The organism is Streptomyces sp. NPDC058257, assembly GCF_042881845.1.
Lineage (GTDB): Bacteria > Actinomycetota > Actinomycetes > Streptomycetales > Streptomycetaceae > Streptomyces.
Window position 1 is genome coordinate 259,702 of sequence record NZ_JBHVXJ010000011.1, and the last position, 16,592, is coordinate 276,293.

Here is a 16,592-nt window from a genome sequence, read left to right on the forward strand (position 1 = left end):
CTATTAGCCTTACGGTCATGACGACCGATCGTGACTGGACACTCGACCAGACCTTCGCGGGACCGACCGGCGCGGTCCGCTGGGCCACCTTCGGCCCTAAGGACGCACCGCCCGTCGTCCTGGTCCACGGCACGCCCTTCTCCTCGTACGTCTGGCGGAGCGTGGCCCGCGCGCTCTCCCAGGAACATCGCGTGTACGTATGGGACCTGCCCGGCTACGGGGCGTCGGAGATGCGGTCCGGGCAGGATGTGAGCCTGGCCGCGCAGGCCCGTGTCCTCACCGAACTGCTCGCCCACTGGGGTCTGGACGAACCCGCTGTCGTGGCCCATGACTTCGGCGGCTGCGTCGCCCTGCGCGCCCACCTCCTGCACGGCGCCCGCTACGAACGCCTCGCCGTCGTCGACCCGGTGGCCCTCGCCCCCTGGGGCTCCCCCACCTACCGCCTGCTCGGCGCGCACGCCGACGTCTTCAACCAGCTGCCGCCCGCCCTGCACGAGGCGCTGGTGCGCGAGTACGTCGGTTCGGCGAGCCACCGCGGACTGCACCCGGCGGTGCTCGACCGCCTGGTCGAGCCCTGGTGCACGGAGGAGGGCAGGCCCGCCTTCTACCGGCAGATCGAGCAGAACGACCAGCGGTTCACGGATGAGGTCCAGGGCCGGTACGGGGAGTTGGCGCTGCCCGTCCTCGTCTGCTGGGGCACGGACGACACCTGGATCCCGGTGGAGCGCGGCCACGAGCTCGCCGGGCTGATCCCCGGCGCCGAACTGCGTCTGATCGAGGGCGCGGGACATCTCGTACAGGAGGACGCGCCCGCCCAGCTCACCGGCGAGCTGAGCCGCTTCCTGCGTAAAGGGCGGTGACCGCGGCGGCGGCGTCCATCAGCTCGGCACGCGCCGCGGGCGGAGAGAGCACCTCCACACTGGCGGCGAACGGAAGCAGCGTACGGATGTCGCCGACGACGCCGAACCCGAGCCGGACGTCGATCCACTCGCTCTCTCCGTCGTCCTCGGGGCGCGCGCTGAGGAACTGGCCCTTGAGCCGCAGGAACTGGGCGAACCGATCACGCGCGACCCGCGCCGTCACGTCGACACCGACCGGACGGTCCTCGACCTGACGCTTCAGCACGGCCCATACGTCGGCGAGTTCGACTCCCGTCCTGCGCTTGACCGGTGCCTCCGTGAGGGTCGCCTCCCGCACGCGGTCGGCGCGCAGGAGCTGCGGGGCGCCGCGCCGGTCGGCCACCAGGTACCAGACGCCCGCCTTCGAGACGAGGCCGTAGGGATCCACGGTGTAGGCGCGCGGCCTGGCGTCGCCGCTGTGCCGGTAGCTCAGGCGCAGCCGCCGGTCGGAGAAGACGGCGTCCTGCAGTACGTCGAGGTCGACGACGACCGGATCCGATCCACGGGGCCCCGGCATCCAGCGCGCCGAGTCGACGAGGATGCGCCGGCTCGTCAACTCGGCGGCGGGACGGTGTGGTTCGGGCAGGGCCGCCATGACCTTGCGCAGGGCGGAGCCGATCGCCTCGCCAAGGCCGAGCGCGGCGTGCGCGCCCTGCGCGGCCAGGATGAAGAGCGCCCTCGACTCGTCCGCGGTGAGCCCCGTGACGTCCGTACGGAAACCGGGGAGCAGCGCGATGCCCCCGTGCCGCCCGCGCTCGGCGTACACCGGGACGCCGGATGTGGAGAGCGCCTCGATGTCGCGGTAGATGGTGCGCACGGAGACTTCGAGACGGTCGGCGAGCTCGTGGGCGGGGACCCGCCCACGGGTCTGGAGCAGCAGCAGGATCGAGAGCAGACGGTCGGATTTCACGCAGCCAAGGATGGCGGAAGGGGCCTGCCCACGGACCTTCCCGCGCCCCGCTTATGATTCAGATGTGTTCGATTCCCGGCACATCAGGTCATTCCACGAAGTGGTCCGCACCGGTTCCTACTCCGCCGCCGCCCGCTCGCTCGGCTATACGCAGCCCGCGATCACCCAGCAGATGAAGGCGCTCGAACGGTCCGTCGGCACGGTCCTGTTCACCCGCGTCGGCCGCAGGATGCGGCTGACAGAGGCGGGCGAGGCGCTGTCCCGGCACGCCGGAATCATCCTCGGCAACATCGACGCCGCCCAGCAGCAGATGAACGCCATCACGGGTCTGCGCACCGGACGCGTACGCATCTGCGCGTTCCCCAGCGCCAACGCCACCCTCATCCCCGAGGCGCTGTCCCGGCTCGCGAGGAGCCATCCCGGTGTACGCGTCGAACTCCAGGAGAACGAACCGCCCGAGTCGCTCCAGCGCCTGGTGCACGGCGACTGCGACATCACGCTGGCCTTCCACTACCCCGGTCTGCACGAGGACGTGCCGGAGGAAGTGATGGAGATCCCGCTGATGGAGGACCAGCTGACGGTCCTCATGCCCTCACACCATCCGCTGGCCCGGCGCCGTTCCGTCAGGCTCGTCGATCTCGCGGGCGAGCGCTGGATCGCGGGCTGCCTGCGCTGCCGGGCCAACTTCCTGCACGAATGCGCCGAGCAGGGCTTCACGCCGGACATCGCCTTCACCACGGACGACAATCTCGTCATCCAGAGCCTGGTCGCCGAGGGTCTTGGCATCGCCATGATGCCGGGGCTCGTCCTCAACTTCCTGCGCCACCGGCAGGTGACAGGGCGGGCTCTCGATCCGGCGTCGCGCCGACAGGTCTCGGCGTACGCGCTCCGGGAGCACCTGCGGATTCCCGCGACGGCGCTGGTCCTCGATGAGCTGAAGGCGGTCGCGGCGAACCGGATGGGCTGCTGAGGCCCCCCTTTTCCCCCTCGTCCACAACACCCCTCATCCATAAGCAGGAGTTGGGTTAAGGCTTAGAAACTGTCGTTGGACGTGATGGAAGGGTGGCAGGACGCTGCCCGTATGAGTGCCTCCACCACCGCGTTCCGCGCGGCCCGCACCACCGGGCGCCTGGACGCCCTCGTCGCCGGTGTCCGCGCGGCCGTCGGCCGGGGCCTTCCGCCGGATCTGACGGCGTACCTGGTCGGCGAGCGGCTCGCGCCGCATCTGGGCGCGGCCGATCTGCTCGCCGACGAGCAGTGCGAGGGCGACCCCGGGCGCTACCGCCAGCATCTGCTGCACGCCGAGCACGACGGCAGCTTCTCGGTGGTCGGCCTCGTCTGGCTGCCGGGCCAGCGCACACCGGTGCACGATCACGTCTCCTGGTGCGTCACCGGCGTCCACGAGGGCGCGGAGCACGAGCGGCGCTACCGCCTCGTCCCGGCGGCATCCGGCGCTCCGGCGCGGCTCGTCCCCATCGAGGACCTGGTCAACCGGCAGGGCACGGTGTGCGGTTTCGCGCCGCCCGGGGACATCCACCGAGTCCGGAACGCCGGTACGCGGCGGGCGATCTCGCTCCACGTGTACGGCGCGGACATCTCCCGCCTCGGCACCAGCGTGCGCCGGGTCTACGCGTTGCCGGCCGACCGCTGATGGCGCTGCTCGGCCAACGCCAGCTGGCAGCCCCATCGACGTCTCCGGTGGCGCCTCCCGGTCGCCACCCGGCGCCGGGGCTCGCCCTCGCGGCCCTCGGTGTCGCGGCGGCCTGGGCGACACACGCCCTGGTCCCCGCCGTGCCGATGCTGACGGCGGCGGTGGTGCTCGGGCTCGCGGCGGCGCATGTTCCGGGTGTCCGCGCTGTCGTACGAGGTCGGGGCAGGGCGGGGCTCTCCCTCGCGGGCAAGCGGCTGATGCGGCTCGGCATCGTCCTGCTCGGCCTGAAGCTGAGCCTGGACGACGTCCTGGGTCTTGGCTGGGCGCCGGTGGGGATGGTGCTCGGGGTGGTCGCGGCGACGTTCTTCGGTACGTGGTGGCTCGGCCGCCGCATGGGCCTTCCCGGCGATCAGCCCCTCCTGATCGCCACCGGCTACTCGATCTGTGGTGCCTCCGCGATCGGCGCGGTCAGCGAGGTGAGTGAGAGCGAGGAGCGGGACGCGGCGGTGTCGGTGGCTCTTGTGACGCTCTGCGGGACGCTCGCGATCGCCGTACTGCCGCTGTTGCAGGGGCCGTTGGGTCTGGACGACGCGGAATTCGGGCAGTGGGCCGGTGCGAGTGTCCACGACGTGGGTCAGGTGGTGGCCACCGCGCAGACCGCTGGGGCGGGGGCGTTGGGGGACGCGGTTCTCGTGAAGCTGATGCGGGTGGCGATGCTGGCTCCGCTGGTGGCGGGGGTCGCGCTGTCCCTGCGGGCGCGGTCAACCGGGCGTGGGTCCGCCAAGCGGCGGCCACCGGTGGTTCCGCTGTTCGTGGCGGGGTTCATCGGGATGGTCGCGGTACGGAGCACCGGCCGGGTTCCGGGATCCCTCCTCGACCTGGCGGGCCACGCCCAGGAACTGTTGCTGGCGGCGGCCCTGTTCGGGCTCGGCGCCGCGGTGGATCTGCCCTCGCTGAGCCGGACCGGGGGACGGGTGGCCGCGCTTGGGTTGTGTGCGTGGGTGGTCGTGGCCGGGGTTTCGTATGGGGGTGTGGTGCTGGTGGGTAAGGCGGGTTCATCGCTGCGGGGGGGGGGGCTGGAGATTTCAGCCCGTCCGGCGATTGAGGACATCTTGTACGGGGTCTGGAGCGGAGCCCCGGGCAGGTCCGGGGCGCAGGCACGGATTTCGGGAAGGAGCGGGGGCGGGGCGGGGTCGGGGTCGGGGGCGGGGAGACGACCTTGCCCCTCAGCCCAGCCGCACCCGGGCCAGCTGTCGCGACTGCGCGACCAGGCGATCCCCGCTGTCCCACACCTCCGCGTCCTCCTCCAGGAAGCCCCCGGCGAGGTTGCGGGTCGTGATGGAGACACGGAGAGGGCCGGGCGCGGGCCTGGCTCGTACGTGCACCGTCAGTTCCACCGTCGGAACCCAGCCGGAGAGGCCTAGCTCGAACGCCGTGGGCGGCAGCGCGTCCACCGCGAGCAGCAGCGACAGCGGATCCGCGTCGCGGCCGTCCGCGAGGCCGAACCAGGCCCGCATCTCCCCCTTGCCGGACGGCTGGCCGAGGGCCCACCCCAGGGTGGAGGGGTCCAGCTTCAGGAAGAGGCGGTCGCTGATCGCCGAACTGCCGGGCACCGGCGAGTGGTCCGGCGCGTCCTGCGGACCGAAGCACTGCTCGATCGGCGGCAGCGCCGGCGGCTTGGCCGTCGTACGGACGTCGTCGGGGAGACCCGCCAGATCTCCGTACGAGGCGAGCACGCGGATCCGCTCGACCTCGCGCCCCTCGCCGTCGTACTGGAAGAGCGAGGCCTGTCCTGTCGACAGGGTCCGCCCGGCCCGCGCGGTGTCCGTGCGGATCACGGCGGGTCCGGGGTGGGACGCCGTCAGGTAGTGCGCGGAGACGGTGAAGGGATCCGCGTGCGGCAGGGCGTCGGCGAGCGCGCGGCCGAGGACCGCGAGGAGATAGCCGCCGTTGACGGCGTTGATGATCGTCCACCCGGCGGAGAGGTCGATGTCGTAGACACCGGGCTCCCGCCGGGTGACCGCGGTGTCGCGGTCGAACTCGCTGTCGCCGATGCTCGCGGGCACCGCTGCCGGTGTGGATGTTGCCTCTGCCATACCAGTAACGTACAACACGTAATTACTAAGCGGTAGCTTTTATGCTCAGGGAGGGAGGCGTGCCCGTCCGTGAGCGACCACGCCGCTAAGGCGTCTCGTCCGCCTCCACCTCCACCGCCGTCGAACGCCGGTGCCAGGCCCGTGGGGCGCGCCAGTGGTAGCGCAGCGCGAGCAGTCGCAGGACGAAGGTGGTGACCACGGCGAGGCCGCTGGTGAAGGCGTTCACCATGTCGTAGTCGATGCAGAGCGCGACCATCGCCGAGCCGATGATCGCGGGCACGGCGTACAGATCGCGGTCCCAGCGCACCAGCGAAGGCACCTCGTTGGCGATCATGTCGCGCAGCACGCCGCCGCCCACCGCGGTGGCCAGACCCAGGGCCGCCGACGAGGTGAGGCCGAGGCCGTAGTCGTACGCCTTGATCGTGCCCGTGACGCAGAAGAGGCCCAGGCCCGCCGCGTCGAAGACGTTCACCGCGAGCTGCGTGCGCTCCACCTCGGGGTGCAGGAAGAACACCAGGAGGGCAGCGAACAGCGGCGTGATGAAGTAGCCGAGGTCGACGAACGCGGCGGGCGGCACCGCCCCGATGACCACATCACGGATGAGCCCTCCGCCCAGCGCGGTGACCTCGGCGAGTACGGCGATGCCGAAGACGTCGAAGTTCTTGCGTACGGCGAGCAGCGCGCCGGAGATCGCGAAGGCGAAGATTCCGACGATGTCGAGCGCGTGCTGGACGGAGGGACTGAACAGATCCTGGATCACGCGACATTCTTACCTGCCCGCCGACACGTGCCTGCCGACGCGTGCTCGACGACACGTACCCGACGACACGTGCCCGACGAGGCCGGGACTACAGGGCGGGCTTGCCCTTCGTGAACAGCCACGTCTGGAACAGCGCGTCGAGCTGCTTGCCCGAGATCTTCTCGGCGAGCTTGATGAAGTCGTCGGTGTTCGCGTTCCCGTGCCGGTTCTGCTTGGTCCAGGCCGGGAGCAGCTTGAAGAACGCCTTGTCACCGATGCGCTCGCGCAGGACCTGGAGCGTCATCGCGCCGCGCTGGTAGACGGCGGACGCGAACATCGTGTCGCGCTGCGGATCGCCGACGGTCGTCTGCCAGAAGGCCGAGTCGGCGGGGCGTGAGTTGTAGCCCGCGAGGAAGGCGTCGTGGGCGCTCTGGGTGCCCTTGTGCTCGCTCCACAGCCACTGGGAGTAGGTCGCGAAGCCCTCGTTGAGCCAGATGTGCTTCCACTTCTCGACCGAGACGGAGTCACCGAACCACTGGTGGGCGAGCTCGTGGGCGATGGTCGACTCGCTGCGGACCGCGGAGTAGACCGGCTTGGTCTGGGTCTCCAGGGAGAAGCCCGCCTGCGGCATGTCGTCGACGATCGCGCCGGTCTCCTCGAAGGGGTAGGGCCCGAAGATCTTCGACCAGTAGTCGGTGACCTCGGCCGTGACGCCGTACACGTCGACGTTGTTGCTGTTCTCCAGTACGGGGTCGATGGCGACGTAGATCGGGGTTCCCGCCGGAGTCCTGCCCTTCTTCACGTCGAACTTGCCGATGGTGGCGGTCGCGAGATAGGTCGCCATGGGCTCGGACTCGCGCCAGTGGGCGACCGTCTGCCCGCCCTTGTCGTACGTGTCGACCAGACGGCCGTTGGAGACCCCCGTCAGGCCCTTGGGGGCCTTGATGCGGATGTCGAAGGCGGCCTTGTCCCCCGGGTGGTCGCTGGAGGGGAACCAGGTCGACGCCGCGTTGGGCTCGCACGCGACGAAGACGCCGTCGGCGGTCTTCATCCAGCCGTAGTCGGAGCCGAAGACGATGGGGCCGCTCAGCGGCTCGGGCACGCCGCCGTAGGTGACGGTCGCGGTGAACGTCTTGTTCTTGTGCAGGCTGTCGCGCGGGCTTATCCGGATCTCGTCGCCCGAGCGCGTGAAGTGCGCCCGTCTGCCGTTCACCTCGATCTTCGTCACCTCCAGCTTCTGGAGGTCGAGGTCGAAGGAGGAGAGGTTCTGGGTGGCGCGCGCGGTGATCGTGCTGCGGCCGTCGAGGCGGTCGGTGTCGGGGTTGTACGCCACGTCGAGGCCGTAGTGGCGCACGTCGAAGCCGCCGTTGCCGAGCTGGGGAAAGTAGGAGTCGCCCACGCCGTCGGCGCCCGGGTGGGGCCCGGGTGCGGCGGCGATCAAGCAGAAGGAGGCAGCAGCTGTGGCCAGTGCTCCCAGACGTGCCGAACGGGAGAGTGCCATGAGTCATCCCTTAGCGCGTGTGTTCCGATGGAACGGACACGCAGACTCTGCACTCTCCCGTATGGGCGTGTACATGACCTGGTGACTGATTTTTACCAAGTCATCAGGTGCTACTTGTCAGTTGACGCCTGACCCTTGGCTTCCGCTTCCGGAGTGTCCTTCGCGACTGACTTCGGAGCATCCTTCGCGGCGGCCTTCGAGGCGCCCTTCGGAGCGTCCTTCGAGACGGCCGGCGTCGACTCCTCGGCAGCGGCCTCCTCCTTGGCCGTCTCCTCCGCCTTGCTCACCACCGAGACCACCTCGATCGCCTCCTTGGCGACCTGCAACAGCTTGGTGTCGCCCGGCTGCTGGTCGTCGGCGTTCTCCGGGTGGTGGCACGCCACCTGGTGGCCGGAGGCGAGCGGGATCAGCGGCGGCTCGACCTTCGCGCAGATCTCCGTCGCCTTCCAGCAGCGCGTGTGGAAACGGCAGCCGGTGGGCGGGTCGATCGGCGAGGGGACGTCGCCGCGGAGCAGGATGCGCTCGCTCTTGACGCCGCGCCGCTTGGGGTCGGGCACCGGCACCGCGGAGAGGAGCGCCTTGGTGTACGGGTGCATCGGCGTGGAGTAGAGGTCCTTGCGGTCCGCCAGCTCCACGATCTTGCCGAGGTACATCACCGCGATGCGGTCCGAGACGTGCCGGATGACCGAGAGGTCGTGCGCGATGATCACGTACGTGAGACCGAGCTCGTCCTGCAGGTCGTCCAGGAGGTTGACCACCTGCGCCTGGATGGAGACGTCCAGGGCGGAGACGGGCTCGTCGGCCACGACCAGCTTGGGCCGCAGGGCGAGCGCGCGGGCGATGCCGATGCGCTGGCGCTGACCGCCGGAGAACTCGTGCGGGTAGCGGTTGTAGTGCTCGGGGCTGAGCCCCACCCGCTCCAGCATCTCCTGGACGTGCTTGCGCAAGCCGCCCTCGGGCTTGACGCCCTGGAGCTTGAACGGCGCACCGACGATCGTGCCGATGGTGTGCCGCGGGTTCAGCGACGAGTACGGGTCCTGGAAGATCATCTGGACGTCGCGGCGCAGCGGCCGCATCTTGCCGGTGTTCAGGTGCGTGATGTCCACGCCCTCGAACTCCACGCGGCCCGCGGTCGGTTCGAGCAGGCGCGTGATCAGACGGCCCATCGTCGACTTGCCGCAGCCCGACTCGCCCACGACGCCGAGCGTCTCACCGGGACGTACGTCGAAGCTGAGACCGTCGACGGCCTGCACGGCCGCCACCTGGCGCTGCAGCAGCCCCTTCTTGATGGGGAAGTGCTTCACCAGGCCTTCGACCTTGAGCAGCGGCTCGGGAGACTCCGCGGAGCTCTTTGTCTGCGCCGGGATCGTCATCTCCTGGCCCTTCGCCTGTTTCGCCTGGTCTTTCGCATCGTCTTTCACAGCTTCGGCGCAATCTCTTCGGTCCAGATCCGGGTCCGCTCGTCCTGCGACATGTGGCAGGCGGTGAAGTGCCCCGGTGCGACCTCGTGCAGGTCGGGGCGCTCGCGGCGGGTGATCTGGTCCTTGGGGATGTCGGCGTACGGGCAGCGCGGGTTGAAGGCGCAGCCCGTCGGCAGGTTGATCAGGCTGGGCGGGGAGCCCTTGACCGGCACGAGGCGGTCGGTCTCCTCGCGGTCGATGCGCGGCATCGATCCGAGGAGGCCCCAGGTGTAGGGGTGCTGAGGCTCGTAGAAGACCTTCTCGGCGGTGCCGCGCTCGACGCAGCGCCCGCCGTACATCACGAGCAGTTCGTCCGCCATCTCGGCGACCACGCCCAGGTCGTGCGTGATCATGATGACCGCGGAGCCGAACTCCTTCTGCAGGTCCCGGATGAGGTCGAGGATCTGCGCCTGGACGGTGACGTCCAGGGCAGTCGTCGGCTCGTCCGCGATGAGCAGTTCGGGGTTGTTCACAAGCGCCATCGCGATCATCGCGCGCTGGCGCATACCGCCCGAGAACTCGTGGGGGTAGCTGTCGACGCGCTTGTCCGGCTGGGGAATGCCCACCCGGTCGAGCATCTCGATGGCGCGCTTGCGGGCGGCCTTCTTGTCCACTTTGTGGTGGACGCGGTAGGCCTCCATGATCTGCGTGCCGATGGAGTAGTACGGGTGCAGCGCGGACAGCGGGTCCTGGAAGATCATCGCCATGTCGCGACCGCGCAGCTTGCGCACCTCGTTCGGGTCCGCGCCGAGCAGCTCCGTGCCGTTCAGCCAGATCTCGCCGGACAGCTGCGCCTTGCGGCTGCCGTACTGCCCGGCGGTGTGCAGACCCAGGATGCCCAGCGAGGTGACCGACTTGCCGGATCCTGACTCGCCGACGATGCCGAGGGTCTTGCCCTTCTCCAGCTGGAAGCTGAGCCCGTCGACGGACTTGACCACGCCGTCGTCGGTCGGGAAGTGCACCTTGAGGTCGCGCACCTCGAGGAAGGCGGTGGGAGCGACCGAGTCGGCGACGGGTTCTCCGACCGCCGCTCCGGTCTTGTGCAGTTCGGTCATCCCAGCCTCACTCGCGGGTCGATGACGGCGTACAGAAGGTCGACGACGAGGTTGGCGAGCGCGATCGCGAGCGACGCGCACAAGGTGACGCCGAGGATCACCGGCAGGTCCTTGTTGCTGATGGCCTTGACGGCCTCCAGGCCGAGCCCCGGCAGGTTGAACGTGGACTCGGTGAGGACGGCGCCACCGAGGAGCACACCGAGGTCGAGGCCGAAGACGGTGAGGATCGGCGTCATGGCGGAGCGCAGCGCGTGCCGTCTGATGACGGTCGCCTCGCCGAGCCCCTTGGCGCGCGCGGTGCGGATGTAGTCCTCACCGAGCACTTCCAGCATGGTGGCGCGGGTGAGTCTCGCGTACATGGCGGCGTTGAGGAACGCGAGCACGATCCAGGGAAGGATCAGGGTCTCGAACCAGATGTTGATCGGATCGTCCGTGGTGAGGGTGTCCTCGATCTTCACCCAGCCGAGGGTGTGGACGAAGAGCCCCATCGCGATCATGCCTGTGAAGAAGATCGGCAGCGAGACGCCGCCGAGGGCGGTGATCATCGCGGAACGGTCCCAGATGGTGCCGCGCTTGAGCGCGGAGAGCACACCGGTGGCGACACCGGCGACGAGCCACAGCACACAGGCACCGGCGGCGAGCGCCGCGGTGACGGGCAGGGCGTCCTTGAGGGTCTCCCAGACGGGCGCCTCGGTACGGAAGGAGTATCCGAAGCAGGGGGCCGGGCAGTGGGTCACGTCGGGCCCGTTGGCGTAGTCACGCCCCATCGGGATGCCCTTGACGAAGTCCCAGAACTGGACGAGCAGAGGGTCGTCAAGACCCAGCTTGATCCGGATGCCCGCGAGCTGCTCGGCTCCGGACGACTTACCGGCGAAGAGGACGGCGATGTCCTGTCCCGCCCACTTGGGCAACATGAAGAAGACGGTGAAGGTCGCGAGCAGTACGACCAGCACCATGACGACAACGGCGATCAGGCGCCGGATGAGATAAGCAAGCACTGTGCGCGGCCCGGCGGTGGCCGGGACTCCCTTGTGAGGAGTCCCGGCCACCGCCCGGGGCCATCACCTGCCCTTCGGACTGGCGGGATTCGGCGGTAGGACGGCCTTTACGGGGACTGCTGAACTGCTGACTGCTTACTGCTTACTGCTTACTGCTGAACTGCGTTGCTGCTACTTTCCGCCGTTCACACCGAGCGAGACGTAGTCGTAGCGACCGCTGTACGCGGCGGACGAGTAGACGTTGCTCGCCCGCGACGAACGCCAGCTGATGTTCTTCTCGTAGATGAAGGGCATCCAGTACGCCTTGTCCACGATCTCGTGCGCCAGGTCGGTGTAGATCTGACCGGCCTTGTTCGGGTCGACCGTGGCGATCGCGTCGTCGAAGTACTTGTCGATCTTCGGCTCGTCGATCTGCGACTCGTTGTAGTTGCCGTTCTCGTTGATGAAACGGCTGTCGAACAGCGGCTGGGCGTAGCCCTGGCCGGTCGGGAAGTCCGGACCCCAGCCGGCCATCGTCATGCCGATGCCGCGCTTCTTCACGACCGAGGGAGAGCCGGTGATGCTGGAGGAGTCGGCGCCGTCGATCTGGTCGACCTCGGCGTTGATGTTGACCTTCTTCAGCTGCTCCTGGAGCGCCGTGGCGGCGTCCACCTCACCCGGCTGGTTGGTGCGCGCCGAGATCTTGGTCGAGAAGCCACCGGGCTTGCCGCAGTCCTTGAGCTGGGCCTTCGCCTTGGTGACGTCGGGCTTGCCCTTGCGCTTCAGGATCCCGTAGGGGTCGTAGTCGTCGTGACCCTTGATCGACTTCGGGAAGACGTTCGCGGCGATCTCACCGGCGGCGACCGGGCCACCACGGGTCTTCTGCAGGCTCGCGAAGTCCGTGGCGTAGAAGACGGCCTTGCGGCAGGCCTCGTTGTCGAACGGCTTCGTCTTGGTCACAAGGGCGACGTAACGGACGAAGTCCGTCTGCATGTTGTCGACGTTGTCCTTGTGGTCCTGAATGGCGGTGGTACGACCCGACTGGGTCATGCCGGTGCCATTCATGTCGATGTCGTAGTCACCTTCCATCAGGCGCTTGTCGTTCTCTTCGAGGTTCGCCGAGATGGTGACCGAGATCTTGTCCGGCAGGGCGGGACGGACCGGGTCGGACGACTTCTTCCAGTTCTTGTTGCGGACCAGCGTGATGCTCTTGCCGGCGCTGTAGTTCTGGAACTTGTACGGACCCGAGGAGAACGGGCGCTGGGTGTACTTGGCGCCGGTGTCCTCGGACTGCTTGACCGGGCTGCCCGACGGCATCGCGAGCATCTGCTCGAAGTCGCCGTTCTTCTTGGGCAGCTTGAAGATGATGGTGTTGTCGTCCGGCGTCTCGACCGCCTTCAGACCGAGCTTGTCCTTCGCCTTGTCCTCCCAGGGGCCCTTGTACTCGCCCTTGGGGTCAAGCGTGGACTTCAGGTAGCCGGGACCACCGGTGATGATCTTGGTGGCCCAGATGCGCTCGATGCCGTACTTGATGTCCTTGGAGGTCAGCTTCGAGCCGTCCTCCCAGGTGAGGCCGTCACGCAGCTTGTACGTGTAGGTCTTGCCGTCGTCGCTGATCTTCGCCGTGGACTCGGCGAGGTCGGGGACGAGCTTGTTGGACGCGGCGCCCGGCTTGGTGTCGTACGTGATCAGCGTGCGGGTGTAGTACCGCATGAAGTCCCACGTCATGCCGTAGTACGCGCGCTGCGGGTCGGCCGAGTCCAGGTCCTGCTTGGCGATGAACTTGAGCGTTCCGCCCTTCTTCGCCGACTTGTTCGCGACCTTGCCGATGGCCGCGTTGTAGCCCGCGCCCTTGCTGTCGCCGTCATCGCTGCCGCCGCCGCACGCCGTGGTGGTCACCAGCGCCGCTACGACGAGGGCCGCACCGGCGGTCAATCGTCGCTTAGAGGAACCTGTGGGCATTTCTCGCATCCTCCGAGATTCGCGGTCCTTGGCCTTGACTGCCTTAAGAACCATGGGAAAAGCCACCTGACGCTGCGGCAGGGGCAAGCCGGTTGGGGCTGTTAACGGGTTCCCTTGGGGTCCAGGGCATCGCGAAGCCCGTCACCGAAGAGGTTGAAGGCAAGCACGGTCACGAAGATCGCCAGGCCGGGGAAGACCATGAACATCGGGTCATGCTCGTACGTCGCCAGGGCGTCCCGGAGCATGCCGCCCCAGGAGGCCGTCGGCGGGCGCACACCTGCGCCGAGGAAGCTGAGCGCCGCTTCGGTGAGGATGTTGGTGGGGATCATGAGCGTCGCGTAGACGGTGATCGGAGCGACCAGGTTCGGCAGCAGCTCACGGAAGAGGATGTGCCGTTGACCGCCGCCGAGGCTGCGGGCCGCTTCCACGTACTCGCGTTCGCGCAGCGAGAGGGTCTGGCCTCGGACGATGCGTCCGACGTAGGGCCAGCCGAAGAAGCCGATCACCAGGATCAGCACCGCGATGCGGACGCCGCTGCCGGTGAGCCCGAGCAGGTCGTCGGGGAGCACCGAGACCAGGGAGATCACGAAGAGCAGCTGCGGGAAGGCGAGCAGCACGTCCATGACCCGGCTGATCAGCGCGTCGATCCAGCCGCCGAAGTAACCGGCGATGATGCCGAAGAAGGTGCCGAGCGCCACGGCCACCACGGCGGCGAGGAAGGCCACCAGGAGGGAGATGCGGGCGCCGTAGACGATCCGGCTGAAGACGTCGCGGCCCTTGTTCGGCTCGACTCCGAAGAGGAAGTCCCAACTCATGCCGCCGAACGCGCCCTTGGGCAGGTTCGTGAGGTCTTCGAGCTCGTCCTGGTGGAACTCGTTGGGCGGGTGGCCCAGCAGGGAGACGATCAGAGGCGCGAAGACGGCGACAAAGACCAGGACGAGCACGGTGATGCCGCCGGCCAGAGCGACCTTGTCCCGCTTCAAGCGGTTCCAGGCGATCTGCTTGAGGGACCGCCCCTCGACCTTCTTCACCCCTGCATCAGCTGCGGGAGCGACGTCCGCCGTCGGGTCCGCGTCCGCAGGTGTGTCATGCAATGGTGCCGTCATCGTGGCAGGGACCCCTCTCAACCGGTGGTGACCGGCCCGCACTTGCCGCTGTAGCGACGTGATCTGTCCGTCGTGCACAGGGGCGAGGCGCCCCACTTGCGGGAGTCTTCATCGGGGTTGCGATCTGTTACCAGACTTGACGGGGAATGGATGCTCAACCGTGATGCTGTTTGAGGTGTTCCGTTATCCGGACGCACGTGAACGAGGGGCGAACACGGGGCAGTTGGGCGGCAAAGGGCCACGAGGGGCTAAAGGGGCCCTCCACCATCAGAACGGACATTGTGACTGTCGGGGCAGGTATACGAGCCGTGATGGCCGGTTCAGGGCGTCTTCAGCGGCGCGTCGATGCGGATCGCGCACCTCACCCACACCGCATCCGCACCACATCCGCACCGATTCAGTACCGATTCAGTACTGTGCGGGATATCCGTATCCGCCCGCGGGCGCCGGGGCCGGCTGGGCCTCACGGTCGTAGAAGGGCCTGGCGTTGGCGCGCAGCCACAGGGCCACCGGGTCGTACCCGTCGGACATCGCGACCGTCGAGACGGGCAGCCCCTCGGGGACGGAGGCGATCGACTGCTGCATCATCGCGCGCACCCCGTCCACCGACGACGGCGACGTGTCGTACACATCGAGGCCGATGGCCAGATACGGCGCACCGAGCGCGGGCTGCACCCAGGCACGGCGCAGCGAGCGGACCGCGGGGGTGCGGTGGGCGTTCTGTGTGAGCACGGCGTAGAACTGCGGGATCTCGATGGCCGGCTCGGTGAGCCTGAGCGGGCCCGCGGGCAGCAGGTCGAGGCCGGAGGCGATGCGCCGCAGGTCGAGCCAGGGGATGCCGACGCCGCCGCCGGGGGCGTGCGGGTTGAGCCAGAGGCCGTAGTGGTCGGGGTAGAGGGTGCGGGAGATGTCGAGGCCGCTGACCACCTCGTACGAACGGTTCCAGCCACTCGCGGAGAGCTCCTGGGCGGAGGTCACGCACGGCGCGTACCCCAGGCCCTCGACCTCCATGTTCCCGTACTGCGCGTCGGGGGATCCGGCCTGGCCGTGCCAGAGCAGCATCCACACCTGGTCGGCGGCGAGCGCCCGCAGGAGCGCCTCGTAGGCGTCATAACGCCCTGGCGTCACCTGGCGCAGCATGTGCTCGACCTGCCCGGCAGCAGCCGTGCCCGACGCACTCACCCTTAACCGCCCCTTCGCGATGACCCGCTGACCCGCCGAGCCACTGACCCGCTGAGCCTGGAACCTGATGAACCTGATGAACCTGATGAACCTGCCGTGACCTGAGCCGAGCCGGTCGGTGGCCCCGGGCCGAATCGGCGGGGCCGTGCCCCGCCCGGGCCATGAAACCAGCTTAAGCGGCGATCCTGACACCGACTTGACGTACGGCACCCTCACACACGTACCTGCACATGTCCTTACACATGTCCGTGCTCGTGCCCCGGTGTCCGGCCGAAGAAGGGCCGGACCCGCTCGCGCATCCAGTCGCCGACCGGGTCCTGGGCGACATCGAGCAGCACCAGGTTCACCGGCCAGACCACCGGGGCGTGGCCGAGAGCCCGGCCCACGGCCTCCATCGGCAGGTCGCGCGCGTCGCCCTCCCAGGAGGTCAGTTCGACGCCGATGAACAGCGTGGGCTCCTCGCCCTCGACGCTCGCCAGGCAGCGGCGGGCGTTCAGGACGACCCCGGTGGCCTCGAACTCGCGGGCGGCGGCGGACAGGAAGTCCACCGGGTCCTGCTGCCAGTCCGGTTCGAAGAGACGCACACGGCCGCCGGTCGCGGGGCCGTCGAGCGGGGTGCGCCCGGCCCGGCAGAGTTCGGCGACGGCGGGCGGCGGCAGCGGGACCCCGACCGTGCCGTCCGGGTTGACCGCGATGCCCATCTGCGGGGGAAGTCCGCGCGCGAACTCCACGGCGGGCGCCACGGTGCAGCCCATCCGGCCGCCGGTGACCTGCTGGAACTGCTGCTCGGAGCTGAAGACGGGGACGAAGGCCTGGCCGTCGATCTCCAGCGTGGGCAGGTCGAGAGTGCCGCTGTCGGGGCCGCCGCCGCTCGGCAGCGGGACCCAGACGTGGCTGCGGCCGAGCACCTCGACGATGCGGGCCCCCGCGGACGTCCGGGGCGCCCCCGGCGTGCCGAGCGATGCCGCGAGCACCTCTTCGAGTTCGTTGCCCGGCCATCCTCCGTACGGATGTGCGTGCGCCTGCGCCGGAATATCCATCTGCCCAACCCCTG

Annotated in this window: 14 protein-coding genes and 1 pseudogene; 4 read left to right on the plus strand and 11 right to left on the minus strand. The window is 68.8% G+C overall.

What is annotated here, in order from left to right; translation table 11 throughout:
• Positions 1 to 17 precede the first annotated feature (17 nt).
• Entirely contained in the window at positions 18 to 860 is an 843-nt protein-coding gene (locus tag ACFVXC_RS26025; protein ID WP_389909247.1) for an alpha/beta fold hydrolase, read from the plus strand.
• On the opposite strand, the gene ACFVXC_RS26030 is transcribed toward ACFVXC_RS26025, so the two are convergent.
• The gene (locus ACFVXC_RS26030) at positions 820 to 1,809 is read right to left on the minus strand and encodes a helix-turn-helix transcriptional regulator (protein ID WP_389909250.1); all 990 of its coding nucleotides are present in this window, start codon (positions 1,807 to 1,809) and stop codon (positions 820 to 822) included. The genes ACFVXC_RS26025 and ACFVXC_RS26030 overlap by 41 nt on opposite strands.
• A gap of 64 nt (positions 1,810 to 1,873) precedes the next feature.
• Here ACFVXC_RS26030 and ACFVXC_RS26035 point away from each other — a divergent pair, with 64 nt between their 5' ends.
• The 3 genes and pseudogenes from ACFVXC_RS26035 to ACFVXC_RS26045 all read left to right on the plus strand — a co-directional run.
• Positions 1,874 to 2,779: a LysR substrate-binding domain-containing protein gene (locus ACFVXC_RS26035; protein ID WP_389909253.1), complete on the plus strand. Its 906-nt coding sequence runs from the start codon at positions 1,874 to 1,876 to the stop codon at positions 2,777 to 2,779.
• 111 nt (positions 2,780 to 2,890) lie between these two features.
• A complete protein-coding gene (locus ACFVXC_RS26040) occupies positions 2,891 to 3,460 on the plus strand; it encodes a cysteine dioxygenase (RefSeq protein WP_389909256.1) in 570 nt (189 codons plus the stop codon).
• Positions 3,460 to 4,500 (plus strand): annotated as a pseudogene (locus ACFVXC_RS26045) (YeiH family protein); the annotation flags it as partial. The gene ACFVXC_RS26040 and the pseudogene ACFVXC_RS26045, both read left to right, overlap by 1 nt.
• Before the next feature lie 186 nt (positions 4,501 to 4,686).
• On the opposite strand, the gene ACFVXC_RS26050 reads toward ACFVXC_RS26045, so the two are convergent.
• The 10 genes from ACFVXC_RS26050 to ACFVXC_RS26095 form a co-directional block, all read right to left on the minus strand.
• A complete protein-coding gene (locus ACFVXC_RS26050) occupies positions 4,687 to 5,556 on the minus strand; it encodes a thioesterase family protein (protein ID WP_389909259.1) in 870 nt (289 codons plus the stop codon).
• 85 nt (positions 5,557 to 5,641) lie between these two features.
• On the minus strand, positions 5,642 to 6,316 hold the full coding sequence (locus ACFVXC_RS26055) for a trimeric intracellular cation channel family protein (RefSeq protein ID WP_389909262.1): 675 nt from the start codon (positions 6,314 to 6,316) through the stop codon (positions 5,642 to 5,644).
• A gap of 88 nt (positions 6,317 to 6,404) precedes the next feature.
• Positions 6,405 to 7,796, minus strand: a complete 1,392-nt coding sequence (locus ACFVXC_RS26060; RefSeq protein WP_389909265.1) for a M1 family metallopeptidase — start codon at positions 7,794 to 7,796, stop codon at positions 6,405 to 6,407.
• A gap of 110 nt (positions 7,797 to 7,906) precedes the next feature.
• Positions 7,907 to 9,169, minus strand: coding sequence for an ABC transporter ATP-binding protein (locus tag ACFVXC_RS26065; protein ID WP_389909412.1), 1,263 nt, complete (start codon positions 9,167 to 9,169; stop codon positions 7,907 to 7,909).
• Positions 9,170 to 9,213: 44 nt separating this feature from the next.
• Positions 9,214 to 10,311: an ABC transporter ATP-binding protein gene (locus tag ACFVXC_RS26070; protein WP_389909268.1), complete on the minus strand. Its 1,098-nt coding sequence runs from the start codon at positions 10,309 to 10,311 to the stop codon at positions 9,214 to 9,216.
• Positions 10,308 to 11,309, minus strand: a complete 1,002-nt coding sequence (locus ACFVXC_RS26075; RefSeq protein WP_389909415.1) for an ABC transporter permease — start codon at positions 11,307 to 11,309, stop codon at positions 10,308 to 10,310. The genes ACFVXC_RS26070 and ACFVXC_RS26075 overlap by 4 nt, the downstream gene beginning before the upstream one ends.
• 171 nt (positions 11,310 to 11,480) lie before the next feature.
• Positions 11,481 to 13,250 (minus strand): ABC transporter substrate-binding protein, encoded by a 1,770-nt coding sequence (locus ACFVXC_RS26080; protein WP_389909271.1) that lies wholly within the window; start codon positions 13,248 to 13,250, stop codon positions 11,481 to 11,483.
• Between the two features lie 101 nt (positions 13,251 to 13,351).
• A complete protein-coding gene (locus tag ACFVXC_RS26085; protein ID WP_389909274.1) occupies positions 13,352 to 14,356 on the minus strand; it encodes an ABC transporter permease in 1,005 nt (334 codons plus the stop codon).
• A gap of 408 nt (positions 14,357 to 14,764) precedes the next feature.
• Positions 14,765 to 15,538 carry an enhanced serine sensitivity protein SseB C-terminal domain-containing protein gene (locus ACFVXC_RS26090; RefSeq protein ID WP_389909277.1) on the minus strand — a complete coding sequence of 258 codons (774 nt, stop codon included), beginning with the start codon at positions 15,536 to 15,538 and terminating at the stop codon, positions 14,765 to 14,767.
• 236 nt (positions 15,539 to 15,774) lie between these two features.
• Entirely contained in the window at positions 15,775 to 16,578 is an 804-nt protein-coding gene (locus ACFVXC_RS26095) for an enhanced serine sensitivity protein SseB (RefSeq protein WP_389909280.1), read from the minus strand.
• Positions 16,579 to 16,592: the final 14 nt, after the last annotated feature.